This window comes from Suttonella sp., assembly GCF_056855035.1.
The window spans coordinates 1-15,263 of the sequence record NZ_JBXGGR010000015.1 but is presented as its reverse complement, the minus strand read 5'-3'; the positions used below and the strand labels follow the sequence as shown (position 1 = coordinate 15,263).

The following is a 15,263-nucleotide window of genomic DNA, read 5'->3' as shown; positions in this document are numbered from 1 at the left end:
TTTAACGGTGTAAGCAAAAATTTAGAATGGCATTTGAAAGAATGCGAATGGCGCTGGAAGCAGAGTATTGATGATTTAGAAAAACATTTATGGTCGCTTCTGCAATAAATTATACCAATCACCCTGCTAGTCTAGAGCCTTGTTAAGTGTTTCTATTGACTTTCTCATATTCTAAAAATAGAATAATTTCAAGTTTAAAATCAATAGAAGTCATCTATGAAAGAAAAAATATACATAATAATTATTTCGTTACTTTCACTTTTCAGCTCTATATCCTCCGCACATACAGTGTTTGCTCCTAATGGACAACCCATGATATTTGTTTGTTCTCGTTGTGGTTCTCTAGATGGAAATTGGCAATCTCCAATTGGAGATTTATGCACGTGGTGCTTCATAAAAATATTCGGCTTTCATCCTCTTTATTCTAAATAAATCAGATAGATATGATAAATAAGGCGGGAAAATTGTCTCCTCATGCCCTCATTGAATTTGATTTGATGATTAAAGGAGATAAGGATGTATCTTTTTTTTACGGTGAAATAGAGAACAATAGCAGTGTGGATAAAAGATTTTTTCACTTAAAACCAGAATATGGAATTGAAAAACTAGATAAAAAATCCGAGTTTCCCATCCATATTTTTTATAGAAAAGAAAAAAAATACAAAGCGTTATTTTTATTTAATATATTAGAAGCAACTCTCTTTAACAAAGATCAAATTTTCCTAAAAGAATTAGAGATTATTACAGGCAGTTTATTGGGATATTCTAAAGAAGATATAGAGTTATATCTTGAAAAAAATGGACTGAATTAATGAAAATTAATCAAAAAATTAGCCTGTTATCTCAAATATATCGATAACTACTAAAAAATCTCGTTAGCAGAAACTCACCGAGAGTAGCTCACGCTTTGCGTGGGAGCTGATAGGAATCCCCCTCCTTTAGGAAGGGGAGGAGGTCAATTGAGTAGAGAAAGCAGCTTCTCAAAGGAGTCGATTTGATAATCGGGCGTGGTTGCCAGATTGTTGATAAGCGCTTCGTTGTCGCAGTAGCCGTAGCTGACGAATAGGGTAGGGCAGCCGGCGGCTTTGGCGGAGAGCATGTCGTTGGGCGAATCGCCGACCATGAGGACTTGTTCGGGCGCAAGGTTGAAGTCTTTGGCGACGCCTAGGATTTGGTCGGGCGCAGGTTTGTGTACGGGTAGAGTGTCGCCGCCGTAAATGGCGCTGAAGTATTCGATGATGCCATAGTGTTCGAGGATTTTTCTGGCATGTCTTTCGATTTTATTGGTTACAAGGGCGATGCGGATGCCGCGTGCCTGCAAGGCGGCAAGGGTTTCTTTGACATGAGGGTAGAGTTGGGTGCGGTTAGTAAAATGTTCGCCGTAGTAGGCAATATGGACGGCAAGGGCTTCTTCAATTCGCGCTTCGTCGCGGTCGTTGAAATCGCCGGTTAGAGCGCGGTGTATCAGATGGGTAACGCCGTCGCCGATAAAGGTTTCAATCAGGCTTTCCGGCAGGGGCGGCATGCCGAAATGGGCGCGCACGGTGTTGGCGCTGTCGGCCAAATCGGGCAGGGAGTGGATAAGGGTGCCGTCAAGGTCAAAAGCAATCGCTTGGATGTTATTAAGCATAGATACTCACTTTCTTTTTTTTACATGAATGGCTTGTTTGATGGTGCTTTCGTCTAGTTCGTATAGCGCGCCGGCACGTCCAACAAGGAGAGGGTCAATACCGCTGATTGCGCGGCTGTTTTTTTCATCATAGTCCGTTTTTTGCAAGACGTAGCGCATGGCATTGAGCCGTGCGCGTTTTTTGCAGTTGGATTTAATCACTATCCACGGGCTTTCGGGGATGTCGGTATGATAAAACATGGCTTCTTTGGCGGCAGTGTAGGCGTCCCATTTGTCAACGGAGGCTTTGTCCATAGGGCTGAGTTTCCATTGTTTGAGCGGGTGGCCTTCGCGTTCTTTAAAGCGGCGGCGCTGTTCGTCTTGGCTGACGGAAAACCAGAATTTGATCAGCGTGATTCCGCTTTGAATCAATTGTTTTTCAAACAGCGGCGCCTGCTGCATAAATTGTTGGTATTCCTCGTCCGTGCAAAAGCCCATCACGCGTTCGACGCCGGCGCGATTGTACCATGAGCGGTCAAAGAGGACGATTTCTCCGGCGGTGGGCAGGTGCTGTACATAGCGTTGGAAATACCATTGCCCGCATTCTTGTTCGGTAGGTTTTTCCAAGGCGACGACGCGTGCACCGCGCGGATTGAGATGCTCCATAAAGCGTTTGATGGTGCCGCCTTTGCCGGCGGCATCGCGGCCTTCAAATAAGATGACGATGCGCTGTCCGCTGTCTTTGACCCATTTTTGCAGTTTGAGCAGCTCGACTTGCAGATGATATTTTTGTTTTTCATAGTTTTTGCGGCTCATGCGGTTTTTGTAGGGATAGACGCCTTCGCGCCAGTTTTCTACCAGCTCGTCGTCGGGGTTGTCTGCGCCGCTTTTATGTTCGTTTAATTGCTGATTGAGGGCTTCGCGCAGTTGCCCGAGATCGTCCGGCGAGGCTTCGTCTAAAATGGCTTGCAGACTTTCGCGAATAAATTGCGGGTCTTTGTCTTGCAAAATATCGCTTAAAGCGCCAGCGGTGCGGATTTGGGCGCGTAGGGTTTTGCTGATGACTTCATGGTCGGCGGGGTTGTCATTGCTGCGTGCATGAATCGCTTCGATATTCTGCATGCCGGTTTTTTTGCTCATGACTGCTCCTTTGCTGTGGAGAGGGCAGTGTAGCAAATCGCTTTTGCCGGTAAAGCGTTTTTTTCAGGAAATATTGCTGTATTTGATAATTTTTCAAACGCAATTGCAAAATTGATGCAAAACCTCAATCTTTGCGGTAAGGTATCGCCCTTTCACATTAGAAAAAGACGATATAGAGGCATGAACGAGGCATTATCCGCAAGCGCGCCGCTGCTGACGGTGCGCGATTTACAAGTCAGTTATCCTTCGCGGCACGGGCGTTTCGATGCCGTGAAAGCGGTGTCTTTCGATTTATACGCAGGCGAGATTTTAGGCATTGTCGGCGAGTCCGGTGCGGGCAAATCCACGATTGGCAATGCGATTGCCGGTTTGCTGACGCCGCCGGGCTATGTGGCGGGCGGCGAGGTGTTTTTAGACGGCAAGAATTTGCGCCGCTTATCCGAGAATGAATTGCGGCGTTTGCGCGGTAAGGATATCGGCTTTATTTTCCAAGACCCAATGACTTCCCTAAATCCGCTGTTGACGATCGGCGAGCAATTGATGGAGCCGATGCTTCTGTATCTGCCGCTGACGGCGGCGCAGGCGCGGCAAAAAGCGCTGGAATTATTAGCGGCGGTGGGCATCAGCGAGCCGGAAGTGCGTATGGGGCAATATCCGCATCAGTTTTCGGGCGGTATGCGTCAGCGCGTAGTCATTGCGATTGCTTTGGCGACCGAGCCGAAATTCGTGATTGCCGATGAACCGACTACGGCTTTGGATGTGTCGATTCAAGACCAAATTCTGCAATTGCTGCGCAAGCTCTGCCGCGAGCAGAATGTGGGCTGTATTTTGGTTACGCACGACATGGGCGTGGTGGCTTCGGTAACCGACCGCGTGATGGTGACTTATCGCGGTGCTTTGATGGAAATCGGGGCGACGGAGCAGGTGCTGCGCCGTCCGCAGCATGATTACACCAAAAGTCTGATTTCTGCCGTGCCGCTTTCTACGCATAAAATCTCGCGTTTCCCGTTGGTTACCTATATCGAAGCCGGTACGGAGCATCAGCAGGCGGTGTTGGATTTGCAAAGCCATTGGCTGGGGCAGAAAGAAGCGGTGCAGGCGGCGGATTATGCTGACGGTATTTTGCAGGTGCGCGATGTCTCGCTGCGCTTTTGTACCCGCCATTCTTTGTTCCCGAGCAAACGCCGCTATGTGCAGGCGGTCAATCAAGTTAGCTTTTCGATTGCCAAAGGCGAGAGTTTCGGCTTGGTAGGCGAATCCGGCTCGGGCAAATCGACCATTGCCCGCATTATCACGGGTTTATATGCACCCGATAGCGGACAAATTATCTTTGAAGACCGCGATTTAACGGCTTTAAGCAGCGAAAAAGCGCGTCTGCCCTATCGCCGCGAAATGCAAATGGTCTTCCAAAACCCTTATTCTTCGCTTAATCCGCGTATGAAAGTCAAAGACATCATTGCCGAGCCGATGCTCTTCCATCAATTGGCGGATAGCGCCCAAGCGCGGCAGGTGGTGCAGGATTTGATTGATTATGTCGGGCTGTCCAAAAATGCCGGCGACAAATATCCGCATGAATTTTCCGGCGGGCAGCGGCAGCGGATTTCGATTGCCCGAGCCCTTGCCACGCGTCCGCGCCTGCTGATTTGCGATGAACCCACTTCCGCCTTGGATGTGTCAGTGCAGGCGCAAATTCTAAATCTGCTCAAAGATTTGCAGTCGGAATTAGGCTTGACGATGCTCTTTATCAGCCATGATTTGCCGGTCATACGACAAATGTGCGACCGCATCGGCGTGATGAAATTCGGACAATTGCTCGAAATCGGCGACAGCGACCGCATTTTCGAGCAGGCGGAAAACGACTATACGCGCGAATTGATTGCCCTCATGCCGCGTTTTGAACAAACCAGCCCTGCTGGACTGTAACCACTACTTCAATAGGAGACAACATGAAGAAGACCTTACTCAGCGCTGCTATGGCGGCTTCATTCCTTTCATGGGCGCAGGCGGCGGATATTACCATCGCTTATGATTCCGACCCTGTATCTATGGACCCGATGGAGCAATTGTCCAACGGCACTTTGCAAATGGCGCACATGATTTTCGAGCCATTGGTGCGCATCAGCGCCGATTTGGAACCGCAGGCGCGTTTGGCGGAAAAATGGGAATATCTCGATCCTGAAAATCCGACCGTGATGCGTTTTTATTTGCGCAAAGACGTGAAATTCCACAGCGGCAATCCCTTTACTGCCGATGATGTGATTTTCAGCTTTAACCGCGTTAAAACCTCCGCCGATTTCAAAGGTTTGTATGAATCTTATGAAGGCATGGAAAAAGTCGATGATTACACCGTCGATTTGAAATTTAAACAGCCTTATCCGCTGGTGCTGAACAATATTTCCTACCTCTTTATCATGGACAGCAAGCACTACAGCGGCAATGACGACAAAGGTCGCGCCAAAGATTTATTGGAAAAAAGCACCGGCACTTTCGCCTCGACCACGCCTTCCGGCACCGGTCCGTTCAAATTAGACAGCCGCACGCAGGGACAACGCAGTGTCTATAGCGCTTTCGGCGATTATTGGAACAAAGCTAATCGCGGCAATGTCGATAAAATCACGCTGGTAACGATTAAAGAAAACGCCACACGCTTATCCGCCTTGCTTTCCGGCGATGTGGACTGGATTTATCCTGTGCCGCCGACCGATGTGGAGCGCATTCAAAAATCAGACAAACATCAGCTTTTATCATTAGCCGGCGACCGCCTCATCGCCATTCAGATGAACCAAAACGCGGTGCCTGAATTCAAAGATGTGCGTGTGCGTCAAGCGGTGGTCCATGCCGTGAACAGCGAAGGCATTGTGGAAAAAATCATGCGCGGCAACGGCACGGCAGGGGCGCAATTCTCGCCTGAAGGCTATAGCGGCTATCATCCTGATTTAAAACCACGCTTCGATTTGAAGGAAGCCCAAGCGCTGATGAAAGCGGCAGGCTTAGAAAAAGGCTTTAGTGTCAGCATGATTTCGCCTAATGATCGTTACGTAAATGATGAAAAAATTGCGCAAACTGTTTCTGCAATGCTGGCAAAAATCAATGTGAAAGTGAATTTAAATACTATGCCTAAAGCGCAATATTGGGATGAATTCAACAAATGCGCCGCCGGCTTACAGCTTGTGGGTTGGTCGTCCGATACCGGCGATTCTGCCAATTACAGCGAATTTTTAACCATGACGCGCGATGCCGACACCGGCATGGGACAATACAACTGTAACGGCTACAGCAATCCGAAGCTCGACGAGTTGGTGCGCCAAGCCAATGTCGAAATTGATATTGAAAAACGTAACGCCCTGCTGCGGGAAGTGGCGCAAATCGAATTCGACGATGCGGTCGTGATTCCCCTGCATTGGGAAAACCTCAATTGGGGCATGAGCAAACGTTTTGAAAATTTTGAAGAAATCGTCAATTTGAAAAACTACCCCTATTGGGAAGAACTCAAAGTGAAAGAATAAGTCTTTCCACTTTATCCGCCTGTCGTAAGACAGGCGGATTTTTCCCTTTTTGACCTTAAAGAACGCTATGTTGACTTTTTTGCTTAAACGCCTCGCGCAATTACTGATTGTGATGCTGGCAATTTCCTTTATCGCCTTTGCTATTCAAAGCAAATTGGGCGATCCTGTGGCGCAGATGTCGGGCATGATGACTTCCAATGCCGAAAAAGAACTGCTGCGCGAACGCATGGGGCTGAACGATCCCTTCCTGACCCAATACGGACGCTATCTTAGCAATATCGTTACTGCCGGCGATTTCGGCGACAGCTATTTTTTAAAACGCCCCACCTTAGAACTGATTTTGCAGGCGCTGCCCGCCACCTTGGAATTGGTGCTGGCAAGCTCCTTTATCGTCATCGGCTTATCCATTCCCTTGGGCATTTACGCCGCCATTCATCCGCGCAATTGGCTGACTAAAATCATCATGGGCATTTCAACGGTCGGCATCTCCATACCGGTATTTTTGACCGCGATTTTATTGCTCTTTGTCTTCTCGCAATGGCTGGGCTGGCTGCCTTCTTACGGACGCGGCGAAACGGTGGTATTTTTCGGCGGCGCTTTGAGCTTGGGCATTCTGACATGGGACGGCTTTTTGCATCTCATTTTGCCGGCGATTGCCTTATCCACCATCATGCTGCCGCTGTTCATCCGCTTGGTGCGCAGCGAAATGATGGAAAGTTTGGGGCAGGAATACATCCGCTTTGCCCGCGCCAAAGGCTTGCCCAAACGCAAAATTTATTACCGCCACGCCCTGAAAAACACCATGTTGCCGGTAATTACCGTCGGCGGCGTGCAATTAGGCACGATGATTGCCTACACCATTCTTACAGAACGCGTGTTCGAATGGCCGGGCATGGGCAATTTATTCCTTGAAGCGATTAACCGCGCCGATATTCCTTTGATTACCACCTATATCGTCTTTGTAGGATTTATTTTTGTGATGACCAATACCATTGTGGATTTAATTTACGGACTGATTGATCCGCGCGTCAGCATCGGCGGAGGCAAGGCAAAATGAAAGCATTCTTAGCCAGCGATTTTTTCTATTATTTCAAGCGCGATAAAGTTGCGATTTTGTCCTTCCTGATTTTATTCGGCATGATTGTCTTGGCGTTTTTCGCGCCCGTCTTGGCGCCGCACAATCCCTATGATTTGGCGACCATCGACATCATGGATTCAGAGTTGCCGCCGCTGGGCTTGGACGGCGCGGAAAGCCGCTTCCTACTCGGCACGGACGAGCAGGGACGCGATATGCTCTCCACCATGATGTACGGACTGCGCACCTCTCTGACCATCGGCATTTTCGCCGTTGCTCTGCAAATGCTGCTGGGGGTCGTCATCGGTTTGCTCGCCGCCTATTACGGCGGTTGGCTGGACAACCTCCTGATGCGGGTTGCCGATATTCAGTTGTCTTTCTCCACCTTGATGGTTGCCATCATCATTTCCGCGATTTTCAAAACCGCCTTCGGCACGGCGTTTTTTGCCGCCCATGCGGTCAGCATCTTGGTCATCATTATCGGCATTTCCGAATGGCCGCAGTATGCGCGCACCATCCGCGCCACCGCTTTGGCGGAAAAAAGCAAAGAATATGTGGAAGCGGCGAAAGTCATGGGTTTCAGCTCGCCGCGGATTATGTTCCGCCATATGCTGCCCAACTGCCTCTCGCCGATTTTAGTCATTTCCACTGTGCAAATCGCCAATGCCGTGATGAGCGAAGCCGCCTTATCCTTCTTAGGCTTGGGTATGCCGCCCGACAAACCCTCGCTGGGGTCCTTGATTTCCAACGGCTTTGAATATATTAGCAGCGGTTCGTGGTGGATTACGCTCTTTCCGGGCATTGTCTTGGTCGTGCTGACCTTAAGCGTCAATCTGCTTGGCGACTGGCTGCGCGATGTCTTTAATCCCAAATTGTATAAAGGTTAGCATATGAATCTGATGGACAGCTTAGGCAAACAGGCCAAAGCGGCAGCCCCCTTGATTGCCGCCGCCTCCACCGCACAGAAAAATCGGGCTTTGCAGCATTTGGCGCAGGAATTGGAAGCACAGGCGCAGCACATCTTGGCGGTCAATGCACAGGATATGCAGGCGGCAGGCGAAAAAGGCTTGGATGCAGCTTTGGCAGAACGTCTGGAACTCAATCCCAAGCGTATTGAAAGCATGATTGACGGCGTGCGGCAAATCGCCGCCTTGCCCGATCCCATCGGCGAAATTGCGGCCATGAAAACCAATGCCAAAGGCTTGCAAGTGGGCAGAATGCGCGTGCCGCTGGGCGTTATCGGGATTATTTACGAATCGCGTCCCAATGTGAGCATCGATGCCGCCGCCCTGTGCCTGAAATCGGGCAATGCCGTGATTTTGCGCGGCGGCTCGGAAGCCCTGAATACCAATCTGGTCTTGCAAGACTGCATTGAGCGCAGTTTGCAGGCGGCGGATTTGCCAATCGCTGCCGTGCAGATGATTAAAGACAGCGACCGTCGCCATGTGCAGGATTTGCTGCAAGCGGCGGATTATGTCGATGTGCTGATACCGCGCGGCGGCAAAGGCTTGGTCAAACTGGTCAGCGAGCAGGCGCGCATGCCCGTAATTAAGCATTTGGACGGCATCTGCCATATCTATGTGGACAAAGCGGCAGATATGGGCAAAGCATTGCGCATCGTCGATAACGGCAAAACTTACCGCTACGGCATCTGCGGTGCCACCGAAACCCTGCTGGTACATCAAGACATCGCTGCTGCCTTCCTGCCGCAGATTGCGGAAATATTTGCCAGTAAAGGTGTGGAAATCCGCGGCTGCGAGCAAACTTGTCGCCTCCTACCGCAAGCCAAAGCCGCCGTCGAAGAAGATTGGCGCAGCGAATATCTCGGATCTATCATCAGCGTGAAAATCGTCGCCGATATCGACAGCGCCATCGCGCATATTGAAGCCTACGGCTCACATCACACCGATGCGATTGTGACGGAAAACCTCGCCTCCGCGCAGCACTTCCTGCGTCAAGTGGATTCCGCCAGCGTGATGCTCAATACGCCGACCTGCTTTGCTGACGGCTATGAATACGGATTGGGCGCGGAAATCGGCATCTCAACCGATAAAATTCATTGGCGCGGGCCGGTGGGATTGGAAGGCTTGACCAGCCAGAAATTCATCATCATCAGCGACGGGATTACGCGTTAGGCGCAAAATTTGCTATCATGCACCGACATTTTTAACTTAAAACATTATGACACAAGCATTAAAAGACATCGTCAATCATAGCCTTGAAGAATTAAAGGCAGTGGAAATTCAAATCATCGACCTCAAAGGCAAAGCCGATTTTGCCGATTATATGGTTATTGCCAGCGGTACTTCCGACCGTCATCTGCATGCTATGGCAGGCAAAGTGCAGGATGATGCCAAAGCCGCCGGTTTTCCTGTCTTGGGTGTAGAAGGGGAAGACAGCCGCGATTGGGTATTAGTCGATTTGGGCGATATCATCGTGCATCTGATGCGCCCTGAAACACGGCAACTTTATGCGTTGGATAAATTGTGGTCTTTACCGCCGAAAAGGAGCGAATAAAGATTCAGCGGTAAAGATGTTTTATTATGAGGTGTATTTATCATGAAAACTTATCTAAAACCTATAATTCTAGCGAGTTTTGCTTTTTGCACTTTAATTGCTCAATCTCAAGAAGTGATTAAAGTTGCCACCACAGGCAAGACGTTACCGATGACATTTAAAGATGAAATCGGTTTATTTACGGGTTTAGATGTGGAATTAATTAGCCGTATTGCAGAGTTAGAAGGATTAAAACCAGAATTTATGCAAGCACAATGGGCTGATTTATTCAAAGGAGTTGAAGAGAAACGCTTCGATATTGCGGTGGCTGGTATTTCTTATACTGATGAACGTAATGAAAAATATGCTTTATCTGAACCCTATTTGCTTAATCCTGCTTCTATTTTAGTAACACAAAAACATAGCGAAGTGCAAGCACTAGCCGATTTAGCGCCGCTGCGTGTAGGGATTATGAAAGGCAGCAAGCATAAACAAGCCTTAGAAGCGGTTGGTGTGCAGAATGTACAAGAAATTAGCGGCACATTCCCTTTATTTAAAACACTAGCACAAGGCAAAGTAGATGCGATTTTGCATGACCGTATTATTTTAGAATATTTGTCGATTGCTTATGCGAATGATAAATTGAAATTTAGGGTTGTGCCTTATGAAGCCGAAAGCGAACCTAGTGCCAAATTAGTGGTGGTCATGGCAAAAGGAAATAGTGCTTTGCAGGAAAAAGTTAACCGCGGTATTGAGCGATTGAAATCCAGCGGCGAATTGGAAAAAATTAAAGATAAATGGCTTAATTTTAAAAAAGCTCTAGACTAGCAGAGTGATTGGTATAATTTATTGCAAAAGCGACCATAAATGTTTTTCTAAATCATCAATACTCTGCTTCCAGCGCCATTCGCATTCTTTCAAATGCCATTCGAAATTTTTGCTTACGCCGTTAAATTTTGCAAGCCTTCTTTTGGTAAAACTCCAAAAACTTTCTATACCGTTGATGTGTCTGCTGCCATAAGCAAATTCATTTTGTCCGTGATTAACCCGCAAATGCTTGCTATAGTCAAGGAATTCAAAAAGAGTTACAATTTAAACACATCTCGCTGTACTCTCTGCGCTACCTGTTAGCAGCATTACTGTACCACTTTTTCATTTCTTTGACTATATAACCCATATCAACCAATCCGCCATATCCACGCCAACTGTCAGAATAGATGACGCTGTCCAAGCTGACTTTACCCAGTATAATGTCTTGCAAGGTCTGCTTCTTACAATCAGGAACGATTTCCGTATAAACCCTGCCCTGATGTTCGAATATACCGAATACAGGCTGTTTCAACGTTCCTCTGCCGCGTTTGAGCTTGCCATGAAAGCCTCGTTGCCGCCTAGCGCCAAAATAACTTTCATCGACTTCTATGCTTCCATAGAGTTGTTCCTTAAGTTCACTCTGATGGCGATAGATTTCCTGATGAAAGATGTTGTACCAATGATTGATGGCATTGCGATTAAAACCAGTCAGCAAAGCGGTTTTTGAGGCTTCAATATCGGCACAAAAGTGTCGAATAATTTTTTTGAGATGATATGTGCTTAATTTACTGTTGTATCTCATTTTTCTAGTCTAACAGAGTGATTCTGCTAGTCTAGAGCCTAATATAATAGTCCAAATGATATGGGCTTAAGTTCTTATCCTCAGAATTGAGCGGATACTTCGGGCATTTAGCATTTATGCTTGATCAAAATGCTGCCACAAATACGGCGCAATCCGCACCTTATCGATAAATACCGCCTCACTGACAAATTGCGGCGCAGATAGCAGTGCCGCAATTTGATCCGCCACTAAAGGCGCAAATGCCAATTTGGTCGGATACGCCGTAATATCCTTGCCGTTTTGCGTCACGGTCGGCAAATCAGGACGTTTGCCGCCTGCTGCACCTTCTGCGCGATTAAGCGCCACGCAAATATAACGGCTGTCATCATTAATATAAGACAACAGCTGCGCATCTTGCGCCCACCACGGCAAAGTCTCTAACAATAGGCGACGAACTGCCGCGATCTGTGCATCTCTTTCGCGCCCCACGCCTTCCTCCGCAGGCTGCCCGCCAATCCAATATACCTTATCGCCCTCTGCCTGCTGCCAATCAAACACATGTGTCGTAATCGTGATTTTGGGTTTGTCGCTCATGCCTAAACAATGCCCAAAAATGTCAGGCACAGATTGCGGCAGACGCAAAGCCACCATATTTAAGGGACGAATTTGCTGCGAAGCCGCGCTTAATTCGCCATTCGCCTCGCCTGCCGTGTAAATCCAATGTGTCGGCAAAAATTGTCTGTCGCCGATGAATAAGACATCGCCGTCGCGCTGCCAATTTGCGTCAGTTAATATAAAATCGGCATATTGCTCGACAAAACAATGCAGTACAGACACGATATCCAAGACGGGCTCTACCAAAGCATAAGCATGACCGCCAAAATGCGGCGGTAAAAATGCAGGCAATTCCGTATCGTCTAAACGCTGCATGCGGCTGCGCATCAATTTGCCGGCAAAAAAAGCCGTTAATTTTCCGCCGGCTGCCTGAGTCGTCCATAAATACTGATGCGCGGAAAGTATATTGGCAGCGGATAAATCCGCCGCTTCTTTGCCCTGCAAAGCCGCCTGCCAACGCGCCGGCATTTGCGCAATCGCTTGTGCTGCACCGGTCAAACTGCCTTGCAGCGCGTATTTTGTCCCGCCGTGAATAATCCCTTGACTAGCTAAAGTTTGTTTGGCGCCAAGCCCCTCGCGTTCTAGTAAAATCGCGGCATAACCGCCTGCGCGCAAAGCCGCCAAAGTCCATAAACCTGCAATCCCGCCGCCAATAATTACTGCATCAAGCCTTTGCATAGCCCATCCTTTCGCTTAAAAAGCGCATCATAGCATCATTTTTCGACACTCTTTTTTGTCACTGCATTCAAAAACAGTACAAAATGTCATTAAGTTGGTATCTATAGTCGGAGAAGTGAAAAAGTAGTACAAGGCGGCGAGCCGCAGACAGTACAAAAGCGTACGGCAAGGCGAGCCAAGGCCGTAATACTTTTCAATTCTTTGACTATACTGCCAATGCTTCGACAAAGAGAAGCAAATACAATGGACATTTTAGGTGAAAGATGGGCGGCAAAAGCGTAGCATGTCAAAATAAAAATTTTTAAGTAGTTGAATTAAAATATAAAAATAAACTTGGCACGCGTAAGGCGTAAGTATGTTTGCTAGGTAACTAGCTTCAAACAAGTAGTTAATTTAAATTTGTAAATGTATTAATTCTCTAGGAGAGAAAAATGAAAAAATCAATTCAAAAAGGTTTCACCCTTATCGAGCTCATGATCGTTATCGCTATCATCGGTATTTTGGCTGCTATCGCACTGCCTGCATACCAAGACTACATTGCTCGTACACAAGCTACTGAAGGTTTCAAAGCAACTTCAGGTATTCAATCTGATATCGGTGTTATCTATGCTGATAAAAATGAATTGCCAAGTGGTGATGTTGAGCCATTGAAAACTTCTTTAGAAAATTTAGGCGGTAAATATTTTGCTAAAGGTTCCGTTACAGTAGCTAGTGGTGTTATTACTATCCCATTCTCTTCAGGCGCTAATAAGGATAAAAATATGACTTTGACTCCAGATGCAAATAACGCCAATGGGCAAATTCAAAAATGGACTTGCGCTGGTACAATCGAAAAATCTCGTTTGCCTTCTTCTTGCCAATAATCAATAAATTGATAAAAATGCCCTGTTTGCAGGGCATTTTTTATTGGAGATTTTTAATGAAAAAAAATTCTCGCCATAATCAAAAAGGCTTTACCTTAATAGAGCTGATGATAGTTATTGCAATTATAGGTATTTTGGCTGCATTAGCATTGCCGGCGTATCAAGACTATATTGCCCGTACTCAGGCGACAGAAGCATTAATAGTAACATCTGGCGTGAGAAATGATATTGGCGTCAGTTATTGGCAATCTGGACGTTGGCCTAATAGTAGCGATCCGATAGTAGAATCAGTGGCAAAAATTGACGGTAAGTATTTTGATGCTCAAGATATTGTGCTTGCTCCCGATAGGGGCGAATTGACAGTCAGTTTTAGAACTGGGGCTAATGCCGGTAAAAATGTTGTTTTGACGCCAATTGGTAATGGCATCAATCGGCAAATTATTACATGGGTATGTTCAGGTAGCGTTGGGGCGGCTCGTTTGCCTTCAACCTGCCAATCTAGCCCTTAATTTTTCACAAATAAAGGTATTGTAAATTCTGCCAGTTTTGTTGATATAATTAGCAAAACTGGTATTTTTTGGTGATGAAATGTTATTTCGATTAAAAGCTTTTAGTATCCATTTATTGATCTCTTTGTTAATTGCACTGATATCTTTGATCGTAGTTTATTTTTGCTGGTATCCTTCGCCCTTGGCTAAGACTTTTGAAGTTGGTCATGTGTTTTTATTGCTGCTGGTGGTAGATACGACATTAGGTCCTTTGCTTACGTTTCTTGTGGCTAAGCAAGGAAAGAAAACCCTAAAAATGGATCTGGCAATCATTGGTTTATTACAGTTCAGTGCCTATCTTTATGGTATATATCACATTGCAGTAGGACGCCCAGCATGGATTGCTTTTAATCAGAGCCGATTTGAAGCCGTTTCAGTAAATGCGCTTCATTTTCCAGAGGTAAACAAAGACTTACCTAAAGTATCTTTTTTCAAACCGCAATGGACTGCTGTGCGAGCACCAAAAGATGAGCAGGAAAGAAATGATTGGTTATTTATAGAGCTTCAAGAGCTTATTTCTCCGGCTGCACGTCCTGAATTATATGTTCCTTTAGAGGGGATGTGGACGCAAATTTTAGAAAAATCCCTTGCTTTAGATGAGCTTAATAAACGCAATACAAAAGAAGAGATAGAAACAGTCTTGCAAAAATATCCGGAGGCAGATGCTTATCTTCCTTTGCTTACGCCAATGGATGTGATATCCGTATTGATTAATAAAGAATCTAAAGAAATTATTGCAATTGTAGATTTGAAATCAGATTAATTATAGTCGATTCATAACAAATATGAATATTATGATTTTTAACTTTAGCTTAGGCGTTTATGCCAGAAAGCACACGCCATGACAAATTGTATTGGATATAAATTCCTAATTTACTAATTTATAAAGAAGTAGGTCGGGTTCTTGAATCCGGCAAATTGATATTTTAGGGTTAATGGACATTTTGGGTGGTTTTTCAGAGAGACCCCCCACTTAATGGACAAAATGGGTGTTTATGAACAAGTTAATTGGATAAATAATCCATAATAAACTGTATCTTATGCTCACGATTTAAGCCACGATGACATCGCAAAACATCCTTTAAACGCGCAATATGACTTTCTGCCAAATTGCTTATTTTTGGGATTGCCAACTCGGGATA

The 15,263-nt window shown here is 46.4% G+C and carries 14 protein-coding genes and 1 pseudogene; 11 read left to right on the top strand and 4 right to left on the bottom strand.

Annotation, left to right across the window (positions count from 1 at the left end):
- Nucleotides 1-464 precede the first annotated feature (464 nt).
- On the top strand, nt 465-812 hold the full coding sequence (locus tag ACJHVI_RS01485; RefSeq protein WP_483182809.1) for a hypothetical protein: 348 nt from the start codon (nt 465-467) through the stop codon (nt 810-812).
- A gap of 143 nt (nt 813-955) precedes the next feature.
- On the opposite strand, the gene ACJHVI_RS01480 is transcribed toward ACJHVI_RS01485, so the two are convergent.
- Nucleotides 956-1,630 (bottom strand): phosphoglycolate phosphatase, encoded by a 675-nt coding sequence (locus ACJHVI_RS01480; RefSeq protein ID WP_483182808.1) that lies wholly within the window; start codon nt 1,628-1,630, stop codon nt 956-958.
- A gap of 6 nt (nt 1,631-1,636) precedes the next feature.
- On the bottom strand, nt 1,637-2,749 hold the full coding sequence (gene ppk2 / locus ACJHVI_RS01475) for a polyphosphate kinase 2 (RefSeq protein WP_483182807.1): 1,113 nt from the start codon (nt 2,747-2,749) through the stop codon (nt 1,637-1,639).
- A gap of 180 nt (nt 2,750-2,929) precedes the next feature.
- Between ppk2 and ACJHVI_RS01470 the strand changes: the two genes are divergently transcribed.
- The 7 genes from ACJHVI_RS01470 to ACJHVI_RS01440 all read left to right on the top strand — a co-directional run bounded on the left by ACJHVI_RS01470 (nt 2,930) and on the right by ACJHVI_RS01440 (nt 10,654).
- The gene (locus ACJHVI_RS01470; protein WP_483182806.1) at nt 2,930-4,672 is read left to right on the top strand and encodes a dipeptide ABC transporter ATP-binding protein; all 1,743 of its coding nucleotides are present in this window, start codon (nt 2,930-2,932) and stop codon (nt 4,670-4,672) included.
- A 23-nt stretch (nt 4,673-4,695) separates the two neighbouring features.
- On the top strand, nt 4,696-6,255 hold the full coding sequence (locus ACJHVI_RS01465; RefSeq protein WP_483182805.1) for an ABC transporter substrate-binding protein: 1,560 nt from the start codon (nt 4,696-4,698) through the stop codon (nt 6,253-6,255).
- Between the two features lie 67 nt (nt 6,256-6,322).
- Nucleotides 6,323-7,312, top strand: coding sequence for an ABC transporter permease (locus ACJHVI_RS01460; protein WP_483182804.1), 990 nt, complete (start codon nt 6,323-6,325; stop codon nt 7,310-7,312).
- Complete coding sequence (locus ACJHVI_RS01455) at nt 7,309-8,217, top strand: ABC transporter permease (RefSeq protein WP_483182803.1); 909 nt, start codon at nt 7,309-7,311, stop codon at nt 8,215-8,217. The genes ACJHVI_RS01460 and ACJHVI_RS01455 overlap by 4 nt, the downstream gene beginning before the upstream one ends.
- A gap of 12 nt (nt 8,218-8,229) precedes the next feature.
- Nucleotides 8,230-9,465: a glutamate-5-semialdehyde dehydrogenase gene (locus ACJHVI_RS01450; protein ID WP_483182810.1), complete on the top strand. Its 1,236-nt coding sequence runs from the start codon at nt 8,230-8,232 to the stop codon at nt 9,463-9,465.
- Between the two features lie 46 nt (nt 9,466-9,511).
- The gene (gene rsfS / locus ACJHVI_RS01445; protein WP_483182802.1) at nt 9,512-9,847 is read left to right on the top strand and encodes a ribosome silencing factor; all 336 of its coding nucleotides are present in this window, start codon (nt 9,512-9,514) and stop codon (nt 9,845-9,847) included.
- Nucleotides 9,848-9,889: 42 nt separating this feature from the next.
- Nucleotides 9,890-10,654, top strand: coding sequence for a substrate-binding periplasmic protein (locus tag ACJHVI_RS01440; protein ID WP_483182801.1), 765 nt, complete (start codon nt 9,890-9,892; stop codon nt 10,652-10,654).
- Between the two features lie 18 nt (nt 10,655-10,672).
- On the opposite strand, the pseudogene ACJHVI_RS01435 reads toward ACJHVI_RS01440, so the two are convergent.
- Nucleotides 10,673-11,438 (bottom strand): annotated as a pseudogene (locus ACJHVI_RS01435) (IS1595 family transposase).
- Nucleotides 11,439-11,552: 114 nt separating this feature from the next.
- Nucleotides 11,553-12,710 carry an FAD-dependent oxidoreductase gene (locus tag ACJHVI_RS01430; RefSeq protein ID WP_483182800.1) on the bottom strand — a complete coding sequence of 386 codons (1,158 nt, stop codon included), beginning with the start codon at nt 12,708-12,710 and terminating at the stop codon, nt 11,553-11,555.
- Nucleotides 12,711-13,141: 431 nt separating this feature from the next.
- Here ACJHVI_RS01430 and ACJHVI_RS01425 point away from each other — a divergent pair, with 431 nt between their 5' ends.
- From ACJHVI_RS01425 to tfpZ, 3 genes are all read left to right on the top strand, one after another.
- Entirely contained in the window at nt 13,142-13,573 is a 432-nt protein-coding gene (locus ACJHVI_RS01425; protein WP_483182799.1) for a pilin, read from the top strand.
- Nucleotides 13,574-13,629: 56 nt separating this feature from the next.
- The gene (locus tag ACJHVI_RS01420; RefSeq protein ID WP_483182798.1) at nt 13,630-14,082 is read left to right on the top strand and encodes a pilin; all 453 of its coding nucleotides are present in this window, start codon (nt 13,630-13,632) and stop codon (nt 14,080-14,082) included.
- Nucleotides 14,083-14,161: 79 nt separating this feature from the next.
- A complete protein-coding gene (tfpZ, locus tag ACJHVI_RS01415; RefSeq protein ID WP_483182797.1) occupies nt 14,162-14,884 on the top strand; it encodes a TfpX/TfpZ family type IV pilin accessory protein in 723 nt (240 codons plus the stop codon).
- The last annotated feature ends 379 nt before the right edge of the window (nt 14,885-15,263 follow it).